This is a genomic window from Primorskyibacter sp. S87 (genome assembly GCF_049801055.1).
Taxonomy (GTDB): Bacteria; Pseudomonadota; Alphaproteobacteria; order Rhodobacterales; family Rhodobacteraceae; genus JBNAGF01.
In genome coordinates this window covers 65,117-89,549 of sequence record NZ_JBNAGF010000005.1, presented here as the reverse complement: position 1 = coordinate 89,549, position 24,433 = coordinate 65,117, and the positions used below count along the sequence as shown (strand labels likewise).

The 24,433-nt window shown below is 56.3% G+C and carries 28 protein-coding genes and 1 tRNA gene; 19 read left to right on the top strand and 10 right to left on the bottom strand.

Annotation, left to right across the window (positions count from 1 at the left end; genetic code table 11):
• Window positions 1-64 precede the first annotated feature (64 nt).
• A tRNA-Arg gene (locus ACP15U_RS10450) sits at window positions 65-141 on the top strand.
• A 209-nt stretch (window positions 142-350) separates the two neighbouring features.
• Here the strand turns inward: ACP15U_RS10450 and ACP15U_RS10445 are convergent.
• From ACP15U_RS10445 to ACP15U_RS10430, 4 genes are all read right to left on the bottom strand, one after another.
• Window positions 351-629 (bottom strand): hypothetical protein, encoded by a 279-nt coding sequence (locus tag ACP15U_RS10445; protein WP_425045091.1) that lies wholly within the window; start codon window positions 627-629, stop codon window positions 351-353.
• A complete protein-coding gene (locus ACP15U_RS10440; protein ID WP_425045090.1) occupies window positions 622-945 on the bottom strand; it encodes a hypothetical protein in 324 nt (107 codons plus the stop codon). The genes ACP15U_RS10445 and ACP15U_RS10440 overlap by 8 nt, the downstream gene beginning before the upstream one ends.
• Before the next feature lie 188 nt (window positions 946-1,133).
• On the bottom strand, window positions 1,134-1,349 hold the full coding sequence (locus tag ACP15U_RS10435; RefSeq protein ID WP_425045089.1) for a hypothetical protein: 216 nt from the start codon (window positions 1,347-1,349) through the stop codon (window positions 1,134-1,136).
• Window positions 1,350-1,521: 172 nt separating this feature from the next.
• The gene (locus tag ACP15U_RS10430; protein ID WP_425045088.1) at window positions 1,522-2,250 is read right to left on the bottom strand and encodes a Crp/Fnr family transcriptional regulator; all 729 of its coding nucleotides are present in this window, start codon (window positions 2,248-2,250) and stop codon (window positions 1,522-1,524) included.
• A gap of 388 nt (window positions 2,251-2,638) precedes the next feature.
• Here ACP15U_RS10430 and ACP15U_RS10425 point away from each other — a divergent pair, with 388 nt between their 5' ends.
• From ACP15U_RS10425 to ACP15U_RS10410, 4 genes are all read left to right on the top strand, one after another.
• Window positions 2,639-4,162, top strand: coding sequence for an arylsulfatase (locus ACP15U_RS10425; RefSeq protein WP_425045087.1), 1,524 nt, complete (start codon window positions 2,639-2,641; stop codon window positions 4,160-4,162).
• 83 nt (window positions 4,163-4,245) lie between these two features.
• Window positions 4,246-4,755 carry a DUF1269 domain-containing protein gene (locus ACP15U_RS10420; protein ID WP_425045086.1) on the top strand — a complete coding sequence of 170 codons (510 nt, stop codon included), beginning with the start codon at window positions 4,246-4,248 and terminating at the stop codon, window positions 4,753-4,755.
• Between the two features lie 155 nt (window positions 4,756-4,910).
• A complete protein-coding gene (locus ACP15U_RS10415; RefSeq protein ID WP_425045085.1) occupies window positions 4,911-5,465 on the top strand; it encodes an HdeD family acid-resistance protein in 555 nt (184 codons plus the stop codon).
• 174 nt (window positions 5,466-5,639) lie between these two features.
• Window positions 5,640-6,458, top strand: coding sequence for a hypothetical protein (locus ACP15U_RS10410; RefSeq protein ID WP_425045084.1), 819 nt, complete (start codon window positions 5,640-5,642; stop codon window positions 6,456-6,458).
• Window positions 6,459-7,069: 611 nt separating this feature from the next.
• On the opposite strand, the gene ACP15U_RS10405 is transcribed toward ACP15U_RS10410, so the two are convergent.
• Complete coding sequence (locus tag ACP15U_RS10405) at window positions 7,070-8,074, bottom strand: helix-turn-helix domain-containing protein (protein ID WP_425045083.1); 1,005 nt, start codon at window positions 8,072-8,074, stop codon at window positions 7,070-7,072.
• A gap of 166 nt (window positions 8,075-8,240) precedes the next feature.
• Here ACP15U_RS10405 and ACP15U_RS10400 point away from each other — a divergent pair, with 166 nt between their 5' ends.
• Window positions 8,241-9,641, top strand: coding sequence for an amidohydrolase family protein (locus ACP15U_RS10400; protein WP_425045082.1), 1,401 nt, complete (start codon window positions 8,241-8,243; stop codon window positions 9,639-9,641).
• A 268-nt stretch (window positions 9,642-9,909) separates the two neighbouring features.
• Here the strand turns inward: ACP15U_RS10400 and ACP15U_RS10395 are convergent, their stop codons facing one another.
• Window positions 9,910-10,839: an SMP-30/gluconolactonase/LRE family protein gene (locus ACP15U_RS10395; RefSeq protein ID WP_425045081.1), complete on the bottom strand. Its 930-nt coding sequence runs from the start codon at window positions 10,837-10,839 to the stop codon at window positions 9,910-9,912.
• Between the two features lie 10 nt (window positions 10,840-10,849).
• On the bottom strand, window positions 10,850-11,341 hold the full coding sequence (locus ACP15U_RS10390) for an IclR family transcriptional regulator (RefSeq protein ID WP_425045080.1): 492 nt from the start codon (window positions 11,339-11,341) through the stop codon (window positions 10,850-10,852).
• Window positions 11,342-11,355: 14 nt separating this feature from the next.
• Between ACP15U_RS10390 and ACP15U_RS10385 the strand changes: the two genes are divergently transcribed.
• Window positions 11,356-12,164, top strand: a protein-coding gene (locus tag ACP15U_RS10385; RefSeq protein ID WP_425045079.1) for an IS5 family transposase whose coding sequence is annotated in 2 segments (ribosomal slippage) — window positions 11,356-11,716 and window positions 11,716-12,164 — 810 coding nt in all. Because the reading frame shifts where the segments join, the coding sequence is not laid out codon by codon here.
• Window positions 12,165-12,319: 155 nt separating this feature from the next.
• On the opposite strand, the gene ACP15U_RS10380 is transcribed toward ACP15U_RS10385, so the two are convergent.
• A complete protein-coding gene (locus ACP15U_RS10380) occupies window positions 12,320-12,784 on the bottom strand; it encodes a GNAT family N-acetyltransferase (RefSeq protein ID WP_425045078.1) in 465 nt (154 codons plus the stop codon).
• A gap of 568 nt (window positions 12,785-13,352) precedes the next feature.
• Here ACP15U_RS10380 and ACP15U_RS10375 point away from each other — a divergent pair.
• The 7 genes from ACP15U_RS10375 (at window position 13,353) to ACP15U_RS10345 (ending at window position 18,935) form a co-directional block, all read left to right on the top strand.
• Window positions 13,353-13,796, top strand: a complete 444-nt coding sequence (locus ACP15U_RS10375; protein ID WP_425045077.1) for a DUF2141 domain-containing protein — start codon at window positions 13,353-13,355, stop codon at window positions 13,794-13,796.
• 1 nt (window position 13,797) lies between these two features.
• Window positions 13,798-14,391, top strand: coding sequence for a TetR/AcrR family transcriptional regulator (locus tag ACP15U_RS10370; protein ID WP_425045076.1), 594 nt, complete (start codon window positions 13,798-13,800; stop codon window positions 14,389-14,391).
• A complete protein-coding gene (locus ACP15U_RS10365; RefSeq protein ID WP_425045075.1) occupies window positions 14,388-14,639 on the top strand; it encodes a hypothetical protein in 252 nt (83 codons plus the stop codon). Before ACP15U_RS10370 ends, ACP15U_RS10365 begins: the two co-directional genes overlap by 4 nt.
• A gap of 20 nt (window positions 14,640-14,659) precedes the next feature.
• Window positions 14,660-15,814, top strand: a complete 1,155-nt coding sequence (locus ACP15U_RS10360) for an aromatic ring-hydroxylating oxygenase subunit alpha (RefSeq protein WP_425045074.1) — start codon at window positions 14,660-14,662, stop codon at window positions 15,812-15,814.
• Window positions 15,811-16,875 (top strand): 2Fe-2S iron-sulfur cluster-binding protein, encoded by a 1,065-nt coding sequence (locus tag ACP15U_RS10355; RefSeq protein ID WP_425045073.1) that lies wholly within the window; start codon window positions 15,811-15,813, stop codon window positions 16,873-16,875. The genes ACP15U_RS10360 and ACP15U_RS10355 overlap by 4 nt, the downstream gene beginning before the upstream one ends.
• Window positions 16,876-17,005: 130 nt before the next feature.
• Window positions 17,006-18,103, top strand: a complete 1,098-nt coding sequence (locus tag ACP15U_RS10350) for a hypothetical protein (RefSeq protein ID WP_425045072.1) — start codon at window positions 17,006-17,008, stop codon at window positions 18,101-18,103.
• 472 nt (window positions 18,104-18,575) lie between these two features.
• Window positions 18,576-18,935, top strand: a complete 360-nt coding sequence (locus ACP15U_RS10345; protein ID WP_425045071.1) for a CHAP domain-containing protein — start codon at window positions 18,576-18,578, stop codon at window positions 18,933-18,935.
• Here ACP15U_RS10345 and ACP15U_RS10340 read toward each other — a convergent pair.
• Both ACP15U_RS10340 and ACP15U_RS10335 read right to left on the bottom strand, forming a co-directional pair.
• Complete coding sequence (locus ACP15U_RS10340) at window positions 18,910-19,689, bottom strand: creatininase family protein (protein ID WP_425045070.1); 780 nt, start codon at window positions 19,687-19,689, stop codon at window positions 18,910-18,912. The genes ACP15U_RS10345 and ACP15U_RS10340 overlap by 26 nt on opposite strands.
• Window positions 19,690-19,782: 93 nt before the next feature.
• A complete protein-coding gene (locus ACP15U_RS10335) occupies window positions 19,783-20,553 on the bottom strand; it encodes a transporter substrate-binding domain-containing protein (RefSeq protein WP_425045069.1) in 771 nt (256 codons plus the stop codon).
• A 122-nt stretch (window positions 20,554-20,675) separates the two neighbouring features.
• Between ACP15U_RS10335 and ACP15U_RS10330 the strand changes: the two genes are divergently transcribed.
• From ACP15U_RS10330 to ACP15U_RS10310, 5 genes are read left to right on the top strand one after another with little or no spacing between them, the layout of a single operon-like run.
• Window positions 20,676-21,416, top strand: a complete 741-nt coding sequence (locus tag ACP15U_RS10330; RefSeq protein WP_425045068.1) for an amino acid ABC transporter ATP-binding protein — start codon at window positions 20,676-20,678, stop codon at window positions 21,414-21,416.
• 9 nt (window positions 21,417-21,425) lie between these two features.
• The gene (locus ACP15U_RS10325; protein ID WP_425045067.1) at window positions 21,426-22,187 is read left to right on the top strand and encodes an amino acid ABC transporter permease; all 762 of its coding nucleotides are present in this window, start codon (window positions 21,426-21,428) and stop codon (window positions 22,185-22,187) included.
• An 11-nt stretch (window positions 22,188-22,198) separates the two neighbouring features.
• Complete coding sequence (locus ACP15U_RS10320; protein ID WP_425045066.1) at window positions 22,199-22,549, top strand: carboxymuconolactone decarboxylase family protein; 351 nt, start codon at window positions 22,199-22,201, stop codon at window positions 22,547-22,549.
• Entirely contained in the window at window positions 22,546-23,616 is a 1,071-nt protein-coding gene (locus ACP15U_RS10315; protein WP_425045065.1) for a Rieske 2Fe-2S domain-containing protein, read from the top strand. The genes ACP15U_RS10320 and ACP15U_RS10315 overlap by 4 nt, the downstream gene beginning before the upstream one ends.
• Window positions 23,613-24,191: a carboxymuconolactone decarboxylase family protein gene (locus tag ACP15U_RS10310; RefSeq protein WP_425045064.1), complete on the top strand. Its 579-nt coding sequence runs from the start codon at window positions 23,613-23,615 to the stop codon at window positions 24,189-24,191. The genes ACP15U_RS10315 and ACP15U_RS10310 overlap by 4 nt, the downstream gene beginning before the upstream one ends.
• The last annotated feature ends 242 nt before the right edge of the window (window positions 24,192-24,433 follow it).

The window sequence follows — 24,433 nt, the reverse complement described above, 5'->3', positions numbered from 1 at the left end:
CGTTTTCTCTGCTTTTAGGGGTTGCACCCCTCCGGAACGAAGTCTAAATAGCGCCTCACCAAGTGGACCGATAGCTCAGCTGGATAGAGTACTTGACTACGAATCAAGGGGTCGGGGGTTCGAATCCTCCTCGGTCCGCCACTTTCACCTTGGAATAACAACATGTTACGCGCTGGGCGCACTTGATTGATGTGCGACTCGTTTGTCCAAGGCAACTCTGAGGCTACCCCTGGCTCAGAAAATCAGCAGAATTGGGCTAGGTTCGACCCATGCCGACTGATCAGTCCTGACCGCGATACGAAGAAACGGCATACCGTCGAGGCCCGACTCGCGATGCATCGCCAACCGGGTCACAGCGCCTCGCCGCTTACCCTGTATATCTCGGGCCAGAAGTCGGCCGGCTCGACCGGCATCATGTTGGCGCAGAAGGCTTCGAACAATGGCCGTATCGGCGGGTGCTGATTGTCGGGATTGTAGTCCTCTTCGAGAAACACCAAGTCGCCGGGCTTGGCGCGACGGCGCAGCCAGACGACCGCCGGCCCCATTCCCTTGCGGCCTCGGACGGTGGTGCCGTTGCAGTAGTAGTCGATGCGGCCGCAGGTGCGGCGGCAGAGCGCGAACTTAGCCATGGTTCTGATACCTCCACATGACGGCCCACACCTCGTGCAGGGCGTCGAGGTAGACACCGTCGAAGTGTCGGGCGGTCTCGGCCTTGAAGTTGGTCGCCTGCATGGTGCGGATGCGGTCGGCCACCAGTTCGGCCAGTTCCTCACGCGGGAGGGTCAGCCTGTAGCGGTAGTCAGCATCGGGTGTTGTTTGAATGGGGTGGCCGGGAAAGTATCGGCGCAGGTGGTCGGCGTCTCGGGCGCGGACCATGATTTGAGATGGGTCATCGCGATGGACGACAGCAGAGATGAAGCCATCGGCTTCGGTGAATAGCCACATGGGCGATCCTTTCGATTGTTGGAGGGACCGTGCATGTAGGGTGCATAACAGGATATTCAGTAACTGGCCCAAGGTCGGGTATGCGGACGAAGCCACTCGATGCCGATGCACCGAAACTTCCCAATTCAAGGCCAGCAAATCGCTGGACAATTCGCGGCAGCGCAGCATGACTTCCCTAAACCGGACGTTCATGTGGTCAAATCGGCCGAAATACAAACCGGCCGTTCGCTGCGCCAGTGCCCGATGACCGAGTCGCGGGACAAACCTGCCCGATGCGATTGCAGCAAAGCTTGGGACCAAACTCCGGTCGAGACGTTGACCGAGATTTCGCGGTGCAGCACAGTTTCCCCAAAGCCGTCATTCACTACAATCAGTTTGCCCGAAATCGAAACCGGTCGCCTCATGCGGCTACTTAGACTATCTCAATTGCAGACCAAGCCAAGTTGAAAGCCGGTACTTCGAGCGCTTCGTAGATCAGGCTGCATTGTGAACAACACATCCCGGTCCGGCACAATCGGGAATGTCTCTGATTTTAAGGCGATGGGGCGGCCAAGAAATTCACTGGGTCAATTGCTGTTACCCGCTTTTGGGATAGGCTTCACTGTCTAGTATTCGGATACGAGAGTATCCACGTTCCAGAAATCCGCACTTAACCAAACGCGAAACAGCGCGTTGTACCGTCGGTACAGACAGCCCGGTTTGGGCCGCCATTTCCTGGTTAGTGATGTCGACCCAGCCATCAGTCCGAACCGAGTAGTCCGCCATGACGCGGAGGCGCAGGGCAATCCGCTGCTCCGCTGATTCACCTGTCAGCGCCAACAGTAAGCGAAGCGCAACCTTGAGGTTCTGGCGGTTCAACTCGTAGAAACTCTTGTAAAACTCTGGGTTTTTCTTGACCAGGCGCCGGACTCGCTGTGCCGGGACATTGACCGCAGTAACATCAGCGCGGACGTCGATCGAAACCATTCCGGGTTTGCCAGACAGTGCGGCCAGATCCCCAAGCCAATAGCCAGTTCCAAATGGCGAGAAGGGCACGAGAACACCGTCTTCGCGCGGAAAACTCAGCAAAATCGACCCTTCGACAATACCGAACAAACCGGCTCCGGGGTCGCCGACATGGAAAATCTGTTCGCCACATCGAGCATGGACCAGGCGCGACTCGGCTTCGAGAGCCGCCTGCATCTTTTTGTTGATCCGCGAAAACCATCCGCGCGATCTCAACACTTCAAATGCACGCGCACGATCCCTCATGCGACGTAACGATTTTGGCGTAAGGCCAGCAACATGATCGCTACGAGAGTTCATTTTGGCTCAGAAAACATTATCAAATGATCATTTTCAATACTTGATGTCCGGATATTTTCGAAACGCAGAGGGCGATGTCCCCTCTGCACGATCAACCAGTTTCAGGTGGTGACACCCTCGAGTACGGACATTGTCCGTTTTCAACGTCCCGAATTCCAGGGGCGAACTGGGGACTGTGTGCCAGCCAGCAGGGCGTGTCTGTTGTCGGAAATGAGGAAAGAATGGGCAAGGCAGCTTGTAGACTGGATTGCGAACCGGCAACGGCATTGGGGCTGGTGGAGACCCGGGTAGCATCGACCTGGTCAATCCGCATCTGCTTGCCTGCCCAATACTCAACCGCTGAGCAGGGTCTCAAAGAGATCCGTCGCGCAACAAGATGAGAGGTTTCATGAAAACAAATCGGTTTTTTGCTTCCACACTGGTGCTATGCGCCGGACTGGTAGCTGGTTCATCAGTGTTCGCGCAGGACAAGCCGAACATCCTTATCATCATGGGCGACGATGTCGGCATTCCAAACATCAGCGTCTACAGCCACGGGATGATGGGTTACCAGACGCCGAATATCGACCGGATCGCACGCGAAGGGGTGATGTTCACAGATTACTACGGCGAACAATCCTGCACTGCCGGTCGCGCTGCCTTCATGCTTGGTCAGAGCGTGATTCGCACGGGTCTGACCAAAGTGGGCCTCCCGGGCGCAAACTTCGGTATTCGCCCGGAAGATCCGACGATGGCCGAACTGCTAAAGAGCATGGGGTATGCAACAGGCCAGTTCGGAAAGAACCACTTTGGCGATCTGGATGAGCATCTGCCCACCAATCACGGCTTCGACGAATTCTTTGGCAACCTCTATCACCTCGATAGTGAGGAAGAGCCAGAAAACGAGGTCTATCCCAAGGAACCGGAGTTTCGTGAGCGTTATGGCCCGCGAGGCGTGATACAGTCTTCTGCCGACGGCGCGATCAACGACACGGGACCACTGACTTCGAAGCGCATGGAAACCGTGGATGACGAATTCATGGCGGCCGCGCTCGACTTCGTGGATCGTCAGCATGAACAGGAAAAACCCTGGTTCGTTTGGTTCAATTCCACCCGTATGCATTTCTGGACCCATGTGCGCGAAGAGAACCGCGGTCGATCGGGACTCAATGAATATGCCGACGGGATGCTGGAACTGGATGACCATGTGGGCATCTGGCTCCACAAGCTGGAAGAACTGGGTGTGGCCGACAATACATTGGTGCTGTTCACCACCGACAACGGAGTACACCAGGCGACCTGGCCTGATGGTGGCGTGACCCCGTTCCGCAACGAGAAAACCACCAACTGGGAAGGCGGCTTTCGCATCCCAGCCATGGCGCGATTTCCCGGCCGGATCCCCGAGGGCCTGATCGTCAATGACGTGTTCTCGCACATGGACTGGTTTCCCACGATCCTGAAATACGCGGGCGATCCGGACATCAAACAGAAGCTTCTGGAAGGTCACACAGCCAACGGCAAGGACTTCAAGGTGCATCTGGACGGCTACGACATGACCTCGCTGCTGGCCGGCGACGACGTCGAGAACCCGCGCAAGTACTTCGTCTACTCGACGGATGGCGGCGAAGTCTCTGCGATCCGGTTCGATGACCGCTGGAAGGCGATGTACATGATCCAGAATTATGAAGGCTCCGAGGTCTGGGTTCGCAAGCTGGAAAAGCTCAAGGCACCGGTTGTGTGGGACTTGCGGATGGACCCGTTCGAAAGGGCGGACACTTCCAACAATTTCTGGACACTCTGGAGCGAGCGGGTGTTCCAGCTCGCACAGGCTGCCCGCTATGTGCAGGAGTTCGCCGCGACGTTCGAAGAGTTCCCCCGTCGCCAGTATCCTGCCACCTGGGGCATCGAAAAGCTGACAGCGCAAATAAAATAGCAAGATCCATGGCGCCCCGGACGACTGATTTGCCAAGCCGGGACGCCAACCCAACTCCATCAACACACCAAAGGAGAAGTACTGTGAGCAATCTGGCCATAATTGTTTTTGAAGGCCGTCATACAGCAGACGAAGCACTGATGCGTCTGATGAAGATGGAAAACGAGTGGGAAGTCGATTTGTATGACGTGATCGTCGTGTCACGCGATCAGGGCGGGCAGATCCGCATCCGCAATTCGGACACCCTGACAGCCGAGGGCTATCTGGGTGGCGCCGGCCTGGGTGGGCTGACCGGTATGATGCTGGGGGCTTTGGCCGGCAATCCTGCCGCCGGCCTGCTGGCAGGAGGTCTGGTCGGTGCCAGTACCGGTCTGCTGGCCGGCGCGTTGGACGACGCCGATCAGGAAGACGCGCTGGCGATCCGCCTGGGTGGCAAACTGAAGCCCGACACATCTGCGCTGGCAATGATCGGCTGGACCAGCCGCCCAACCAAGGTTCTCAATGAGTTGGAAGGGCTTAAGGGAGAAGTGATCGAATCTTCACTTTCGGTCAGTGACGAAAAGGCATTGCGGGCCGCCTTGTCCAAATCCTGACACCACTTAGGGCGGGGACCGGTTGCATGGGTTTCACCACGCAACCGGTATCCCTTCTCACCCAATGAGAGGCGCAGCCAGGGGTGTGCAAGTCAGCACAGATGGCACTTCACACTGTTTGATCCCCAACCAACCCACCTGGAGAGGCCGCAACCATGACGAAAGACGACAAAGATCTTCAGCAAAGCTGGGGATGGTTTCTTGCCCTTGGCATACTACTGTGCATAGCCGGTGGATCGGCATGGCTGGCACCAGTTATGACTGGATTTGTGCTGGAGCAGGTTATCGGCGCAGCGCTACTGGTGGCTGGCGTGTTCGGGCTGGTTCAGGTTTTCATGACCGGCGAAGGCTGGAATGCTCGGATGACCTATCTCATCCTTGGCGGGTTCAATGCCCTTGCCGGGCTGGCGCTCCTGTTTCATCCGTTCGACGGCCTCCTAGCGATCACCTTGGTTCTGATCGTAGCCTTTTTCGTCAACGGCCTGATTCGGATTGCCGTCGGCGTTATGGCTCGGCCCGAAAGCGGCTCGGGCTGGATGATCTTCGCCGGCGCGCTGTCAGTGCTGCTGTCGGGCTATCTGATGATGCTCTATCCGGAGATCAGTTCGGTACTGACCGGGGTTGTGGCGGGCTGTCTGCTTGTCAGCGAAGGGGCCGGGTATATCCGGTTTGCCTACGGGCTGAAAAGTGGCCAGTCCATGCAGCCGTGAGGTGGCCAGGGCACGGCGCTGACGCATTTGCTCCTGCGGGCGTGCCGACAAACGGTCGGGCATGCAGACAATAGGCTGGAAATGAGTACCCGGGTGGGTGTGGATTGACACATCCTACCTGCCAAAGCGGGTTTGCAGAAAAGGCATGATCGTAAAGAAAGCGGAGCAATCCTCATGTGGCCCAGAACACTCCTTTCCATTCTTCTGAATGCAACCTTAGTATCTCTTTGTGCGTGGTTTGCCTGCGGCGGGCCTGCTCAGGCTCAGTCGGGGGCCGATGCTAGCGCACAGGCCAACAACCCGCTTGCGGATATCACCGCCTTCAACATTCAGAACTATTTCATCGACGAGTTCACCGGCCCGGGCACCGAGAGCGGCAATCAGTTCGTCCTGCGCTTTGCCCAGCCGTTCAGCCTCGGGAACAGCAAGTGGCTGCTCCGGGCATCACTGCCCTTCAACAGTTTCCCTGTTGGCCCCGGCGGTTCAAAGATCAACGGCCTCGGCGACATTGACGTCTTTGCCGCCTATCTCTTTGATACCGGAAATCCAGCCGTCAGCTTCGGGCTCGGCCCACAGATCGTGGCGCCGACGGCCAGGAACGGGCTCGGTCCGGACCAATGGCAGGTAGGCCTTGCAAATGTTTTCTTCGACGGGCGCTCGCCGAAGTTCCAGTACGGCTACCTGCTGACATGGCGCGGTGGCGTCGGGAATACCAACGGCAACCCGCGTGTGAGCCTCGGAGCCCTGCAACCGTTTGCCTTTTTTCAGCTCGGTGGCGGTTGGTATACCGGCGGCGCGCCGATCTGGACCTACAACTTTCGCAACGACAACTATTCGGTGCCACTGGGCATACGTCTGGGCAAGGTTGTCAAGCGCAACAACACGGTCTTCAACTTCTTTGTCGAGCCGCAATGGTCAATTGCCCACCGAGGCGTCGGACAGCCAAAGAAACAAGTCTACTTCGCTGTGAATATGCAATTCACCGGCAAGTAGTCGAAGACAGTACTAGAGACCGAACCGTTGTCTCACTGGTGTGTTCGCCGAATCGCTGATGTTGGCCCAATCACTGCGCTTTTTGGGCGTCGATAATTTCAAGCTAATGACTCCGACGTTCGCTTCCCTGACGCTCAATGTCAGTGTACCGAATGACTGCTCTGTCCTCAGCGCGAACGTCGGCAACTGAAAGCACGCTTCGTCTTGGAGCGAACGGCCGCATTTACTGCTGCAGGGCAACCGATGTTTCGATTGGTCACGTTGCTGCATTTGCGAACCCTCGAATCAAGGCACTTCCGCATTGGGCTCACAGCCGACTTGCGGCGACGCGGCAGTACGAACCTGAAACGTGCTCTGACAGCAGCCACTCGCAACGCTCAGGTTTTCCCATTTCTTCAACAGGCTAGCTTACAGAGCAGCCCTTCGACGGCCGGAAGCGGTCGGAAAGCGAATTGGGGCTGAATGACGACCTCGAGCCCGGAGCAGACACCGGATAGCGGCTCAGAAAACGACAGTAGGTAGTCCGCTTAGGCACGTCCAAGCTTGGAAGGAGAACACGTTTCATCCGTCTGACCGTGGATGTGCCGACGCACCCGAAGAACAGCAAAATCCTAACTGGAACGACGATACTCGCGCGGCGATTTTCCCGTTTGTGTTCGAAAGAACCGCGCAAAATGAGACGGGTCTGAGTAACCGAAGCTCTGAGATATTGCGCTGACGCTTTCGCCACGAAGAAGCGCCGCTTTGGCTACTTCTACGCGCAGGCGACGCAACTCACGCGCCGGCGTAGTTCCGGCACTTTTGAGCGCCTTCTCAAGCATCGGGGCCGCCAACCCAACGACCGGTGCAATGTGCTCGGCTTTCAAGTCGAGGCGCGATAGAAGTGGGAGCGCAGCCGACCGGAATGCGATTACTGCAGAGGCTTCAGATCGCATTTGGCTCAATTGCTGGTCGTCCGCCAATTCGCGCAAATCGAGATTGAAGGGCTCGAAGAGCCAGGCAGCCGGAAAATGGACTTCAAAGGCTCCGGACCTTTTACGTTCTAAACGCATACCATAAGGCCGAAAAGGCATCGCATCTGGAAAGCGGGTGCGAATTGTGACTTGTTCAGGGTCCCAATTCTTGCCAGCTGCAGCGTAGAAAAACCGAGCGAACTGAGCGGCACCACTTCCCTCCGCGTGTTTCGGGCTGGCTTTAGAATTGGTCAACCGCTCAACTGCAAAGACAGCGTTCTGACCAGTTATGGTCAGGGAGTATCGGATGGAATTTGACAGGTTGGGGACATCCGAAATGAAGATTTGAAGGAACTCGCCAAAGGTACGCGCCTCCGTGGCAGCCCGATGGAAAGGTGGCCAACCGGCAAGGCTTTGTCGCTCACCCACATGAAAACCTAGGTGCGGGTCTGCAGCGGCATCTGAAAGCGCGTTGAGCAGCCGATACACCACATCGGCGTGAACAAACTTGCCGGGATCATTCAGTGCGTTTGCTTCAAGAGCAAATTCCTCAAGCGCGCCGCGAGCGCTAATCCCCAATCGCCCCACGTAGTCTACAAACGGCTTAACTAAAGCAAGCCGCATGTAGCCGAACGCTGGATCGGACTTCTCAGACTGGGCCAAACCGTACGCCTTTTTCCTGTATTCATTATTCTTGGTTCAATCGGGTCAATACCGATCATTTATTTTGCAAGAAAGTAAATTTTTGACACAAAACTGGTCGGACAGATCGTTGATAGCGGGCTAGACTTCAAAAAAAACGCGTTGGAAAGAGTTGGAAGGGAACGTCATGAAAAGCTCGAAAATCGCAGTCGGATTGTTTGCCGTTTCCGCGGTGATCGCTGGCCCTGCGCTGTCTCAGGACGAACAACGCCAGGTTCTGTTTATCGGCTGCAACGTGTTCGACGGGGTTTCGGAAAGTCTGACCGAAGGGCGCAACGTACTGGTTGAGGGTAACCTTATCGCCTCCATCGGGGACGCTTCGCTGTCCACCGAGGGCGCGACCGTAATCGATTGCGATGGGCGTACTCTAATGCCCGGTCTTATTGATGCTCACACTCATCTCTATATGAATATGCCGGGCGGTGTCGGCGGCATGGAGGGCGGCACGTGGGACGAAATCGGTCCGCGTTCTGTACATATGGCCAATGAATATCTGTATAGCGGCTTTACATCCGTGCGCGAAATGGGCGGCGGCGGGTCGGGTCTGAAGAAGACCGTCGATGCGGGACTGGTTGATGGTCCGCGCATATACCCCAGCGGAGCCTTTGTGTCGCAAACATCGGGTCACGGTGATCTTCGCAACGCGTCCCAGCGCAACCCGAATTTGCCGCCCTATCCAAACGACAGCAATGCGCAACGGCTCGGCATCACATATGTCGCTGACGGTGTAGATGGCGTCATGACGGCTGTACGGCAGAACCTGTCACAGGGAGCCACCCAGATAAAGCTGATGGCGGGCGGCGGCGTCGCCTCGATCCTCGATCCGCTGCACACACTGCAGTACCAGCCGGAAGAACTTGACGCAGCCGTACGTGTGGCAGCCGATTGGGACACATACGTCGCTGTTCATGTTTTCTCGGATGAGGGAATTATGCGGGCTGTTGAGGCCGGTGTGAAAAGCATCGAACACGGCTTTTTTGCCAGTCGTGAAACGCTTCAGTTGATGAAAGACAAGGATGTTTTTCTCGTCTCTCAAATGACTGGTATTTCGCCCTACCTCGAACAGAACCCTGGGCTTCAAACCAAGACCAACCAGGCGAAGCTTGCTCTTGCAACAGACTTGTCCAAGGATTTCGTTGAAAACGTCAAAGCGATCAAGCCGAAAATGGCGTTCCAGACTGATGTTGTTTTTGCCACCTCGGAACTGCTTCGCTCACAACTCGACTACGAAAAGTGGTTCCACGCGGAACTCTTTGGAAACCACGCGATGCTAGTCGCGGCAACCTCATCTGCTGGGGAACTTCTGGCATACTCCGGAAAGGCCAATCCCTACCTCGACGGACCGCTCGGTGTGATCGAGGAAGGTGCCTACGCAGATATCCTCATCGTCGACGGAAATCCTCTTGAAGACATCAGTGTCATCGGTGGCAATGAGAAATGGTACGACGCTGAACCACGTTCTCGCGACATCCTGACGATGCGGCTCATCATGAAGGACGGCGTGGTCTACAAGAACACGTTGAACTGACTGGCTCGCGACCAAGGATCAATTGCGTTTTTGGCGCATCTATCGCACCCATGTTTGAAGGGCGGCTTTGTCCGCACAGCAGACGTCCAGCCGGTTCTTCGGTGCTGCACAGCGGCTAATGACTGCTTGGAGCCCATTCTTTCCGATGCCGCCGTGTGACGCAAACGGCTGCTTTTTGGGCTCGGCGCTTTTCGAACGAATGTTCGAGCACATATGAAGGTGAACGGCGAAATGGCGATCTCGCTTCCCATCCGCGGGAGCAACCGAACTAGTCCAGATGCGAGAACATGGGCTGTCCCCCCACACCAACTTGAGCCCGAAGAATGTTGCCGGTGTCAGACTCCGTGATGAACAGCTCTGAGTTCTCTAGACCGCCAAAGGCAAGGTTCGTCGTTGTCATTCCTGTCGCGCTCTTGATCCGGAATGTTGGCTCTCCAGCGCGTGTGAATCCCCATACACAGCCATTTCCTGCGTGCGCGACCCAAAGACCACCCGATTGATCAAGCGCCATACCATCAGGGCCAGAAAGGCCACCCGATATTTGAAGGAAAATGCCCACCTTTGAAACGGTGCCGTCAGCCATAAGTGGAAGACGCCAAATGCTGTTTCCGCGCGTCATGGCGACATACAGTGTGTCTTCGTGTTCGTTCAGGACCAGTCCGTTGGGGCTCTGACCGGTGTCGATCAGCAATTCTAAGTGGTTCGACTCCAAGTCATAGCGGTAAACACGCCCGTTGGGCATGTGCATGCCGCTTTGGCCCTGATCTATAAAATACAGGCGACCCTGGCTATCGAATACGAGATCGTTGCAACCCCGAAAATGCTCTGAGTGACGGTGCCAGACAACTGGTTCGACTTGTCCGTTTTGCGGGTCAAGACGCAAGATGCCGTTCTTGTAGTCAGCCAGGAAAATGCTGCCGTCGCGATGGATCTTTAGACCATTTGGCCATCCATCATATTGGGTCACAAGTGCCCACTCACCGGCGGGAGATATGCGGAATATGCGTCCATAGGGAATATCGGTTACCCAAAGGTTGCCATCAACGTCGAAGCTCGGCCCCTCAAGGAAACTATCAATTTGGCGGCCTGGTTTGTTTGCTGCGGCCCATTCAGGAGAGGTGTTCGCGACGCGAAACTCATCGGGCATGGAGGTCCATACAGGCGCATCAATGATCTTAGGGGCAGGATACAGTGACATTTCGGTCTCCTTAAGACGAAATGAGTTTGGTCAGGCGTGCGCTGCTTTGCATTAGTGCATTGGCGAAGTCGTCTTGCTTAGCGGTTTCAAATCGAGTGATTAGGCCGGAAAGAGAAAGCGCTCCAACCAATCGGCCCGACCTGGCAAAAACCGGGACCGATACGGCAGCAACCTCGGGATCCCGTTCCCCAAGAGACAAGGCAAACCCGTTCTTCCTGATCGTGACGGCTTCGCCAAAATCATCATCGGAATAGGCCAGCAGAACCTTCCCGCTGGCGCCCCGTTCCAGTGGCATATTTGCCCCCTCTTCGATCGTGTGGCGGATGGCTCGGGTCGGCTCAGTACGATAAGGACAAACGTGACTATCTCCCTCGCGAATACAGACTGACGCAGTCTCTTTCGCTTCTTCGCAAAGAGTCTTGAGCTCAGGTCGCAATACATCGGCAAGATCAAAGCTCTGCCGATAGCACGATCCCAGGCCGTGTTGACAAAAGGGATTCACATCAGGCTCTGAGCATGATTCAAGCTGGTATCTACGATGGAGACCAGCTGGCACGAGACTTGATGTCGGACGAGGAGTGGGCGTTCTTTGAACAGTTCATTCTTTCCGTCCGCGCCCCGAACGGGCGCAAGCCAACCGACCACCGCCTTGTTCTTGATGGCGTTTTCTGGATAGCACGTACCGGCGCGCCGTGGCGGGACCTTCCTGAAGAGTTCGGGAAATGGTCGATTGTCTATCGACAGTTCCGGCGCTGGACGCTTGCAGGGCTATGGGAACAGATCCTGGAGGCGCTGACTGAGAGCAGGATTGTTCCTGACGCGCTTCAGATGGTCGACAGCACCGTGGTTCGCGCCCATCATCAGGCAGCGGGCGCTAAAGGGGGACTCCACGACAGGGTTTTGGCCGCTCAAATGGTGGCTTCACGACCAAGATCCATCTCCGGGTGAATGCCGCCGGACTGCCGATGCGAATTGACATCACGCCCGGCCAGACGTTCGATTATCGCGGCTTAAATCTCATCATGGACGACAATCTGCCGGAACCTTTGGTGCTGCTGGCCGACAAGGGGTACGATGCCGACAGTATTCGCGACGATATGCGCAGCCGAAACATCCAACCGGTAATTCCCATGCGGAGGTCGCGAAAGAAGCCTGTTGGTGTTGATCGCCCACTGTATCGACTGCGCAATCTGGTTGAGAGATGCTTCAACAAGCTGAAGAACGCCCGCCGCGTCGCGACACGTTACGACAAGACCGCCGAAAGCTTCCTCGGCTTCGTCGACATCACGTCAGTCCGCCTGTGGCTTCGCCATTTGTCAACATGATCTAAGCCGATGATTGGCCGATAGTTTCAATGCCCGCTTTGCTGAGCCGATCTATGGATTGGGCCCGCCAAAAGCCCTCTTTGACCGATGCTGCGCTGAACATAAATGTCTGCCATGGATGCAGGCCGCCGAGGATTTGCTGAGGGCCGCACTTTCTAGAGAGCCTTTCGGAAGATCACTTTGTCATCACCCTCTGCCCAAAAATCCCGGATGCGCGCCTCTTCATCATGACCGTTTTGGGCATAGAACTTGCGCGTGAGTGCGAAGCCGTCTGTGCCGGACGTGTCAACGATCAGGATACGCTGCCCTTTGTCTTTCAGATACTGCTCTGCTGCGCTGACCAACGCAGCGCCTAGACGTTTGCCCTGCATGTCGGGTCGCACTGCAAGTGCGAGCATGTTCCAAGTCCTGTCCGCCAGGTCTTCAGGGACCGTGTAGCACAGTCCTACGGCCTCGCCGTCGCAATGGCATGTCAGCCAAAAGGCATCCGTTTCCCCTGACAACGCAGGTGCAAGCATGTCCGGAAGCATCTCACTTGGAAACAGCTCCGTGCCGTCGAGCACCCTCTGAAGGTTCGGGATATCTTCTGAAGTGGTTTGTTTGATTATTGGGCTTGTCATTTTCTGAATGTCCTTCTCGGTTGAAGCATTGCAGGCTTACGGAGCGAATTCCTAGCCGAGGGACGCGGTAGCGGCATCCATTATAGAACTTGACGAACTGCTGCTCGTTCAGGCGGTCAATGAGCATTATCGAGAAATATACTAGTTCCACTTCGCCAAATTATCGCCGTTTTGGCAGGTCTGATTTCCCATGCGACATGTCACTGATGACGCGCAGGTCAAGCGCCGCAGTTGCTTGCCACGGGTGACTTGCCATGAGGCCACCTTGAGCGAGGTAAGAGAGACCCGTTCGTAATATCGACCCACGTGCCATCGAGAGCCCGGCCCGTCTCGAATGGCCTGCCCAAATGGTTGCCCGAATTTCTGCGGGAACTTCATCGGACGCAGGGTTCATGTGTGCCTCTGGCCATCCGCCCTGAAGGCAGGACAGGAGAGTCAGAACGTCGGGAGCAGCGCCAGAGGTTTGCGTATGGCAGCGCCGTTCACTCGCCTCAAAGAAAATTGTCACTATTGACAAAGTATTTTGACTCCCCAAATATTGTCATAACTGACAAATTAAGGCGCGCCGATGCGATTTCTCAGACTTCTCTCAACAGCAGTTCTTACCGCCATTGGCTTCGCAGCGCTGGCACAATCCTCCGGCACCGCGGCGCTTTCGGTGACTGTTGACGGGTTGCGAAATAACAATGGCACGGTGATCGTGGCGGCCTTTGATCAGGCCAAGGCGTTTGAGGCGATGGATATGGCCAAAGCTGCGGCCATAGCCCAGATTCCCGCATCCGGACCAAAGGTTGCGGTTACCTTTCACAACCTGCCGCGTGGCTCTTATGCCTTTGCTGCGCTGCATGACGAAAACCTGGATGGTGATCTGGGAATGAACGGTGATGTGCCGACCGAAGGCTACGCCTTTGCTGCAATGGGGCGGCGCGGCTTGCCTTCGAAATTCGAGGACGCTTCAGTTGCCGCTGGCGGAGCGGCCCACTCGATCCTCCGACTGAAATATTGGAACTGACATGGCGGGACGTCCATCAAATCGTGACGAACGCTATTCGCAAGTCATGCAGGCGCTGGTGCGATGCGTGGCGCGGTTCGGGTTGGAGGGCGCATCTCTGACCCAGATTGCCGCCGAAGCCGGGCTAAGCCGTCCACTGATCAGGCACCACCTCGGCAATCGGGAGGACATGATTGCGGCGCTACAGGATTTTGTTCTGGATAAGTTTGACAAAGATACCGAGCTGCTGATCGCAGCCCTGCCCGAAACAGGGGCAGCCACAGCACTGGTCGATTACCTGTTCTCGGACACTGCCGAATCGTCTCCGGACATGGTGCTTGCCTTTGCCGCGCTGACAGCGCGCGCAGCCGAAGACGCGGATCTACGCGCCGCCTGTCGCAAGTCAGCGCTGAATTTCGAAGCCGAAATCGCCAAGGCCCTGCGCAAGAGCTTTCCAAAAGCCGAACCTCATGCGGTCGATACCGCTGCGCACGGCATCGTTGCACTGTACATGAACACCGCGTCCCTGGCGCCCTTGGATATGCCGCAGGGTTGGGCACACACCGGGCATGCCATTGCGCAGAGCCTTCTGGAAAGACTGGAGGATCACGAATGAAGCAGATCCGAGTGCTTAACTACCTCGCCTTCGCCATGCTGATGGTCACAACATTTCTTGGCTACCAGTCGCTGTGGGGGCTGCTGTTTCTCTACTGGACGATTCAGAGCTATCAGACGGGCTATGCATTCCTGCTGTCCGATGTGGCCCGCGTAGACGACCCGATCCTCTACTGGCTGATCCTGATGGCATGGACCATTTTTGGCATCCTGCTGGTGATGGCTGACTTTCTGCCCGGCTGGAATTGATAACAATTCAAGGACATCCAGTGACACGATTGCTACACCTGTTGCCTGTCGAGGCCTACACCTCGCAGGAGTGGTTCGACCGCGAGATGCGCGACATTTTTTCTAAGACCTGGCGCTACGCGGGGTTCATGGAGGACATCAGCGAACCCGGCCAATACCTCGCCGTTCAGGCAGGGTTGAACAACATATTTGTGGTGATGGGTCGCGACCACCGACTGCGGGCCTTTCACAACATCTGCCGTCACCGGGGTACGCAGCTAATCCGGGCCGTCGGAAAAACGCAAAAGGCGTTGACCTGCCCTTATCACGACTGGACCTATGATCTTGAAGGCAACCTGATATCGGTTCCCGAAGAACAGGAGGAATTTGGCTCGGTGGATAAGTCATGCCTCGGCCTGAAACCGGCCAAGGTGGATATCTGGAAGTCGATGATCTTTGTTCATCCTGACCCCGACGCTCCCTCACTCGCCGAGTGGTTCGGGCCCGTAGAACCACATATCGGCCCGCATGTTCCCGAAGAATTGGTTGAATACCCAGACCTCAACAACAGCTATGAGATCAAGGCGAACTGGAAGATCGTGGTCGAGAACTACATCGACGTCTACCACCTGAGCCATCTGCACTCGAACACGCTTCAGATGTATGATCACAAGGCGGCCAGATATCATTGGCAGGGCCCTCATTACATGTTCTGGGAACCTCCGGTTGAGGCATTCCTGAAGGATCAGGACGCCAAGCTGATTGCGCCGCGCGTGATACCGACGGACATGAATGGCGCCTGGGTGCCAATGCTGTTCCCGGGCATCGGGCTGGCGGCATCCGAAGATGGCTGGAACATATTCATTGTCGAACCGCTTGGCACTGAACTGACCCGCGTTAGCAACCGCGGGCGGGTTTCCAACAGTTCGGACTGGGAGTTTGCCACGCAGTCCATGAAATCCTCCGGTTTCTGGACCAAATTCGGTCTCGGCGGAAAATACGAAGCCCATGACGCCATGAGCGAAGACGATCCGATGATCGCAGGCGATTTCACCGGAGAGGATATCTATGCCTGTGAACAACAGCAGAAATCGCTGAAATCGCCTTATTTCGAGGTAGGTCCAGCCGCCGTCGGCGAAAGCCCCGTGGTCGACCACCAAAAGGTCATTCTGGATTGGCTGGGTGAGGCCGAATGAGCTCGCGCAATTTCCACCCCCTGACAGTTCTGGACACCCGCGAGGAAATTGGCGGCATTGCTAAGACAGTCATGTTTGACGTGCCCGATTCCTTGCGCGAAACCTTTTCGTGGCGGCCGGGTCAGCATCTGTCGCTCCGGCTCACTGTTGATGGTGAGGAACAGCGTCGCAGCTATTCGATCTCGTCCTCACCCTTCACCGGTGACCCGCTGCGGATAACTGTGAAGCGGGTTTCGGACGGTGTGGTCAGCAATCATATCAATGACAACGTGCAAACGGGTGACGTGATCGACGTCATGCCGCCGTTTGGCGGGTTCTGTCTGGATCCCGGCGCAACGGCGCGACGCACGCATTACTTCTTTGGCGCGGGCTCAGGCATAACGCCTCTTTTTGCAATGCTAAGCTCGGTCATGGCGGCAGAACCCGCTTCGTTTGCACATTTGGCCTACGGCAACACCAATGAAAAGGCCATTCTACTGCAGGATGAGCTAAACGCCGTCTGGCAAGACAACCGCGAACGGATGACGATCCATCATGTCTTTTCCAAACCCGGCTTCTGGTCCAATGCGGATTACTGGCGCAAAGGTATTATCGACAAACCTGCGATCGAGGCGTTTATTGTCGAAAACCCGCCTTATGCACAGGACGCACAGTATTACATCTGCGGTCCGGGAGCGATGAACAATGCGGTCAGGGAAGCGCTGATGTCGCTGGACGTGCCTTCGAACCGCATCCACATGGAAAGCTATGGGGCCGCAACCGAACCAGACACCAGCGTTCAGGGCATCGCCGCAACCGCACATATCACTCTCGGCGGCACTCAGCATACGGTAGACGTAGCCCAGGGGCAGACGGTTCTGGATGCCGCCAGTTTAGCGGGTATGAAACCACCCTTTTCCTGCCAGTCAGGAGTTTGCGGAGCGTGCCGCGCCAAACTTTCCAGCGGGACAGTTCATATGCGCTCGCGTATGGCGCTCGAGGATGCGGATATCGCCAACGGGACGATCCTGACTTGCCAGTCGCTGCCGACCTCGGAGGCCCTGACACTCAGCTACGAGTGACAAGATCAAAAGCGGCGAAACCGAAACGATCAGACAGTTTTCCCTAGGCCAATTGGAACAAAGTTCTTAGTCTCTGATGAGTCGGCTGAGGGGATCCAGCCGATGGGTTTCCGGTTTTGGTGAGAAAAACGTGCTTCAGGACTACGTCACGGACATCCGAAAGGGCGTTCGAAATCTCCTTTTTAACTGCGCCGGCGCGTCGACCGGGGATCGGGTGCTGCTCGCCTACGAACCATCCCGTCTGGGATACTTTGATCGTGATATCGTTCGTGACGTTTCAGAACACGCCCGGCAGCTAGGAATGTCAGTCGAGGCGCAGGATGTCGGTTACTCTCCGCAATCACCTGGATTGTCGGGTGATCTTCTTGGGCGCCTCGATCAATTTGACGTCGTTGTATTCCTGTCCCGACTGGGTGATCAACTCAGGTTCTCGAACATGCCTGAAGGACCCAAATTCGTCATTTGTTTCACCTTGAACAGCCAGCTTCTCGGCTCGTCATTCGGAACTTCCGATTACCGAGGGTTCGTTGAGCTGAAATCTCTTGTCGACCGGCATTTGATCGCCGCTAGCCAGATCACCCTGACATGCCCGGCGGGCACATTTGTCGAGGGAAGAGCCCCGGCAAACACGGCGCGATTGGAAGACACGTCTTCGGTCAGGTTTCCGTTGTCGGTGTTTTCGCCAGTCCCGGCAGCCGGTTTCTCTGGACGGGTCGCATTGGGTGGTTTTCTCACGGGAACCGGTTCGCGCTACTATGAGGATTACACAACCGAATTCGAGGGTCAGGTTTTTGCAGTTCTGGAACAAGGTCGCCTCACCGGTTTTGACGGTCCGGCCCGGGATGTGGCGCTGGCGAACGCGCAGTATGACCGGGTGGCAGGACTTTTCGGGATCGACCGCAACTTTGTGCATTCCTGGCACGCGGGCATTCATCCCGGATGCGGATTTCCGTGGCCCCTGAAGGACAATTTCGAGCGATGGGGCGGATCAGCTTTCGGCAACCCGCGCATTCTGCATTTCCATACCTGCGGGGCATATGCGCCAGGTGAAATCTCGTGGAACACGTTCGATCCGGACATCGACATTGACGGTACCCCGGTCTGGGAAAACGGCCATTTCCATCCGGAAAGATTGCCGGGCGGCGCCGAGATCCTCACCAGATACCCAAACGTCGTCGAAGTGTTCGAAGATCCCGACCGGAACATTGGCCTGAATGACCACATTTAGGGTTTGCGATTGCTCGACGCCGACTGCCCGTCACAACAAAATGCAAGCATTCACGCCTCGAAATGAGCTTTGCTCCTCTGCTTTCGCTTCAGACCTTTATTCAATGGCACAGGGCGCGGCAACGGGCCCACCTTGTCTCTCTGGCTTAGTCGATTTCCAACAGTCGCATGAGAATACCGGCGGTTTTTTGCCGGGTTTCTGTTAGCCCCTTTAAAGTTCAAATCACATCGCCGACAAACCCGGTGAGTATTCGATCGGGCAGTTTGACTTCTTGCAGAACAACGTTCGCAAAACGAATAGAATTTGGCCGCGCTTGTCTGGCGCCGCCCGAACCGCAGTTGCGCTGGGGCTGCTCAGTCTTGTCTCTGCATGCGCTCAAAGCCCGAACTACGGGACACTCAACCCGGAACGTCAGTCGATGGCTCTGCAGGAGGTCGCACAAAAGCGATCCCGGGGGCAAAGGGTGTGGTGCGTGCCCTACGCACGAAGTCTCAGTGGCATCGAGATTCGCGGTAACGCCAAAGACTGGTGGGGCAAGGCGCGCAACACGTATGAGCGGAGTTCCGAACCGGCTGTCGGTTCAGTGATGTCGTTTCGAGCCACCCGCGGCATGCCACTAGGCCATGTGGCGGTCGTGTCCGGCATTGTTAGCGATCGGGAGATCGTGGTTAACCACGCCAACTGGCACCGCAATAAGGTATCGCTGAAAATGGGCGTCAAAGACGTGTCCAAAAACAACGACTGGACGCTGGTTCGGGTCGAAAGCCAGCCGGGCCAATATGGCAATTTCTACCCGGTGAACGGATTTATTTATCCGAACGTGGGCGGGTAGCCTGATCCATATTCTCTTTGCGTTTGTCGGAAAACGCACCGAACTCCGCTGCAATCGCCGCTGCTGCGGCCGCGAGGAGTTCTGCGCCCAATTTCGGCGTTGCCAAAGCGGAGTGCGATCCAACGCGGCCGTCAGGGAAATCCAAACGATGTTGCTCCGGTGGGCCGTGGCGGTCGCCGCTATGTGCGCGAATGTATTCGTGGTCCAGCTTTCTCGGAGGGGACGATGCCAGCCCTTCAGGCTTTGGACCAAACAGTGCCTGAGTGATCGCAACTTCGGATGGTGTGGCGTGCATACCTTCCCACGTTCCGAACATGTTGCTCCGCAACTCGGCGACAGATCGCGGAGCCCACCAACTCTGAACCTGCACTGACCCAAGTGGCAAATTTTCAATCGCTGCTGCGATTGGCGCCAGGTTGGCACCGTGCCCGTTTACCACGAAGACGCCTTTGAAGCCCTGATCCAGAAGTCCTTGGCACACTTGCTGAACCAAGGCCTGCGTCAGATCAGGTGAAATGGAAACCGTGCCGGGAAACGCTGTATTGAACGGTGCGGGGGTATAGGCGATCTCGGGCGCCACTATGGCATCACACTGGTCGGCAGCGCAGCGGGCAACTTCTGTGGCACAAATCGTATCGGTTCCGATCAGCCCCATAGGTCCATGTTGTTCGGTTGATCCTATAGGCAACATGACACAGACACCGCAGATCAGGCGCTGCTCCAGCTCCGGCCATGTCATCTGGCTAAGCTGCATTTGCCTTCTTTCTCCGAACTGAAACCTGAAAACCCGACACCCGCACGGAAAAACGGCGGACCGATCCTCGGTCCGCCGCCTTGATTGTTTGGGTTACAGGCCCCACTTGGCCTTGTTTTCCTCGAAGAACCCCTTGGCCGTCTTCAGCTTGACCCAGTTGTTCACGTAGTTGATCCAGACTTGGTCGGTCTGCGGCAATAGCATGGCGATCGGGGAAGGCGCGCGCGGACCCGCCTCTGGCACACGTACGACACCAAATTTTTCTTCGAGCGTCGATCCTTCGATGTTGGAGGTAATGAAGACATCCGCCCGGCCCGCCAGAACTTCCTGATAACCGCGCGCCGGTGCTTCGACCACCTTGATATCGGCGTTTGGGAACCACTCGCGCACCAGTTTCTCAAAGGTCGTGCCCAGCGTCGTTGCTACTTTCACGCCCGGCTGGTTGATCGAGTCATACCCCGAGAAGTTTCCGGCCTTTTCGGCTGTCGTGAATGGGAAAATCTCAACCGAAATATAGCTTTCCGAAAACCCGGCCGCCTTCATACGGGGCGGGGAAATTGATGCTGACCCGGTGATGTGATACTGGCCTGCCACCACTCCATTCACGAGCGTTTTCCAGTCGGTAGGAACGAACTCGACCTCGACGCCAAGGTCGTTGGCCAGCTCGGTCATGATGTCGATGTCAAATCCCTTGTAGCTGTTGGTGGCCGGATCCCGGACCGTCATCGGATTCCAGTCGCCGGTTGTTCCGACTTTCAGAACCCCCGAGTTCAGAATGTCATTCAATGCTGATTGCGCGCTGGCCGCCCCCGCAAGTGCCAGTCCGATTGCTGCAATCGCAGCGGTTCTAAAGAGCCGTTTCATGAGATTTCCCCTATTGGTGACGCGTATTATTTTCTTTGACAAAGCATAGTTACTTGAGGCGATACGTAAATCAAGTAAGCTCGGCTCTGGCGTTGAAGCATCAACAAAGGGCGGGGAGCTGGATGAGCGAGACAGCGATAGAGCTGATCGACGTGAACAAATGGTTCGGCGATTTTCACGTTCTCAAAGACATCAATCTGACCGTTGGGGCCGGCGAAAAAGTCGTTATTTGCGGGCCTTCGGGTTCAGGAAAGTCCACCGTTGTCCGCTGCATAAACCGGCTGGAAGAGCATCAGTCGGGCACTATCCGCCTTTATGGGAACGAATTGGCCAACGACGCGAAATCCGTCACCTCCATTCAGGGTGAGGTCGGGATGGTCTTTCAGCAGTTCAACCTGTTTCCCCATCTGAGCGTTCTGGATAATCTGACACTTGGGCCGATGAAGGCCCGTGGATTGAGCCGGGCCGAGGCCGAAAGCCGTGCGCGTCACTATCTAGAGCGGGTTCGCATTCCCGATCAGGCTGACAAGATGCCCAAACAGCTTTCTGGGGGACAGCAGCAGAGGGTCGCGATTGCCCGATCGCTGTGCATGGAACCCAAAGTTCTTCTGTTTGACGAGCCGACATCGGCACTCGACCCCGAAATGATCTCCGAAGTACTTGACGTGATGGTCGAACTCGCCCGGGACGGCATGACAATGGTTGTGGTAACCCACGAGATGGGTTTCGCCCGGAAGGTCGCCGATCAGATGGTGTTCATGGATCAGGGCGAAATCGTCGAGAAGGCCTCGCCAGACGCGTTTTTCGGCGCTCCCAGAACGCAGCGCTGCCAGACGTTTCTCAGTCAGATTCTACAGCATTAGGAGGTGATGATGAAAAAGCTGATCCTTCTGCTGCCTGTTGCTCTCCTGCTCACAGGATGTTCCGGTTCGGCGAATTGGGGCTGGTATGTGATCGACCCAAGAACCCCTGCCGGTTGGACGAACATCAAATTCCTGATCTCGGGCATGGGTGCGACGATCGCGATATCGGTTATCGCAGCCGCGATCTCGATCGTTATCGGCCTGCTGGTGGCCCTGCCTGGTCAATCCGACAACAGATGGCTGCGCCTGATAAACCGGATATACGTCGAATTCATCCGGTCCATCCCCCTGCTTCCGATGCTGTTCTGGGTGTTTTACGGGCTGCCGATCATTTTCAAATCCATGGGTCTGAATATACCGATTGACCCGTTTTGGGGCGCAATCATCACTCTGGCGATCTCGGACAGCGCCTTTACGGCGGAAATCTATCGGTCCGGCATTCAGTCGATCGCGCGGGGGCAAACCGAGGCGGCCCAGACGATCGGGCTTAACTACTATCAGACCATGCGCTACGTGGTTCTGCCACAGGCGATCCGCCGCATTCTGCCACCCTTGGCAAACCAGTTCATCTATATCGTAAAGATGAGCGCCTTTGCGTCTGTGATCGGGATGCAGGAACTGACGCGCCGAGCCAACGAACTTGTCGTGACCGAGTATCGCCCGCTGGAAATCTATTCATTACTTATCGTCGAGTATCTGGTGTTAGTTCTTATCATCAGCGCCGGTGTTCGGTGGCTGGAACGTAAAATGGGATCAGACGAACGCATCTGACGGAGGTATGCATGGATTGGCAGAAGTTCATGGCCGAAACCGAGGCCAACATCGCGACACTCAACAAGGAAATCCCCGACACCGTGCGCGGGTTCGGAATAATGGGCAGAGCAGCAAAAACCGAAGGTGCTCTGAGCGAAAAAACCAAGGAGTTCATGGCCCTCGGCATAGCCATCGCGACCCGCTGTGACAGTTGCATCGGATTTCACGTTCGGGCTCTGGTCAGGCTTGAAGCCACACGCGAGGAGTTTTGCGAAGCCCTTGCGATGGCGACATATATGGGTGGTGGTCCGTCATATACGTTCAGCGCCAAGGCGCTGAAGGCGTTTGACCTGTACTCCCAGGAAGGCCCAACGACATGAGACCCGATCTGGCGGGCTCGACCGGCTTCATTCACGATTGTTGGTATGTTGCGGGCCGGTCCGAGGATTTCGGCCGTGAACTGACGGCCCTGAAAATGCTCGACGAAGAAATCGTGTTGTTTCGGGACACCGCGGGCCGGCCGGTCGCGTTGGAGGATGCCTGCCCGCATCGCAAGCTGCCCCTGTCGCGCGGGACAATCGAGGGCGATCACGTTGTCTGCGGCTATCATGGGCTGACCTTTGACTGCACGGGCGAGTGCGTGATTGCACCCACCCAACTGGACAATCCGCCCCGGCGCGCCGCCGTTCACGCCTATCCGGCGGAGGACCGATGGGGATTTCTCTGGCTGTGGATGGGTGATCCGGATGATGCGGATCCCAATCGGATCATAAACATTCCCAACTTTGACAATCGGCAATGGGGCCGAACGCCTAAAGGCGCGATGGCGATGGAAAGCCACTACCTCTACATCATTGACAACCTGCTGGACCCAAGCCACGTCGCATGGGTTCACCTGACGTCCTTTGCGGGTGCCGGAACAGACAACAAGCCGCTTGATCTCGAAGAAATCGACGATGGCGTGGTCGTGTCCCGCTGGATTCTCGATGAGCCCGCACCGCCATATTACAAGGACATGCTGCCATTCGGACCGACCTGCGACCGCAAACAGCACTATGAATGCCGCCTGCCCTCCACCGCGATCAACATGTCCGTCTACACTCCTTCCGGCGAGGGAGGGTCCGGCAAGCCGCTGTCCGAAAATGCGTTCATCAACATTTCGTACAATTTCATCACGCCGGTGGATGGAACATCTTCCCGATACTTCTGGTTCCAGCATCGGAACATGCATGCCGATGACACCGCCCTGTCTGAACGGATGTTCGAAGGCGCAAAAATTGCCTTTCAGGAAGACAAGGATGTTCTGGAGTTTGTTCACAAAGGCATGGCGCGGCGTAAGAGCAGCTATCTGAACCTCGCGCTCGACGCAGGCGCGATGCGTTTTCGCAACCGCGTGGCCAAGGCCATTGAAGCACAGCCGAGGGATGCCCAAGGAGACAATCCATGACCGCTTGGATCAAAATGATAACAGACGAAGAGGCGGGTCCGCGCCTCAGGGAACTGCTTGATCATTCGCGAACACCCCACGGCACCGTAGACACCGTCATGCGGGTGCATTCCCTGCGTCCGGAAACGATGAACGGTCATGTCACCCTATACCGGTCGGTCCTGCATTCGGACGACAACAAGCTGCCGTTCTGGTTTCTGGAAGTTGTCGCCAGCTACACGTCGATCCTGAATGACTGCACCTATTCGCTCACACATCATTTCATGAACGTGCGCAATCTGCTGAAAGATCAGCCCCGCAGCGACCGGATATTCATGGCTTTGAAAGCGCATTGTCCCGAGGACGAGTTTGACGGCAAGGAACTGGCGCTCCTCAGATACGCGGCGAAACTCACCACCGATGTCGGCAAGATGGTGGAATCGGATTTCGAAGCGCTGAAAATCGCAGGATGTGATGATGGGGAAATCCTCGAAGTCAATCAGGTCTGCGCCTATTTCAACTATTCAAATCGTTTGCTGAACGGTCTCGGCTGCACCACCGACGGCGATCAGATCGGATATTACACGGGTGACTGATCGCTGGCCGAACGGCCATCCCGACTTTCCTCTGGTTGTTTCGATACCTCCGGCAAGTGGCCAATTCGCGCGTGCATTGGACCGCTAGGTTCTGGAGTACCAACGATTGTAGGGCATAAGCTGTCGGGCCAAGCAACACGGAGTGCATTGCATACCTGATACTTTGGGTCGATATCGACGCGATAGAATCTAACTGGCAAATCTTCCAAGCAACTTGCAGATGCGACACCCAAGGGCTACCC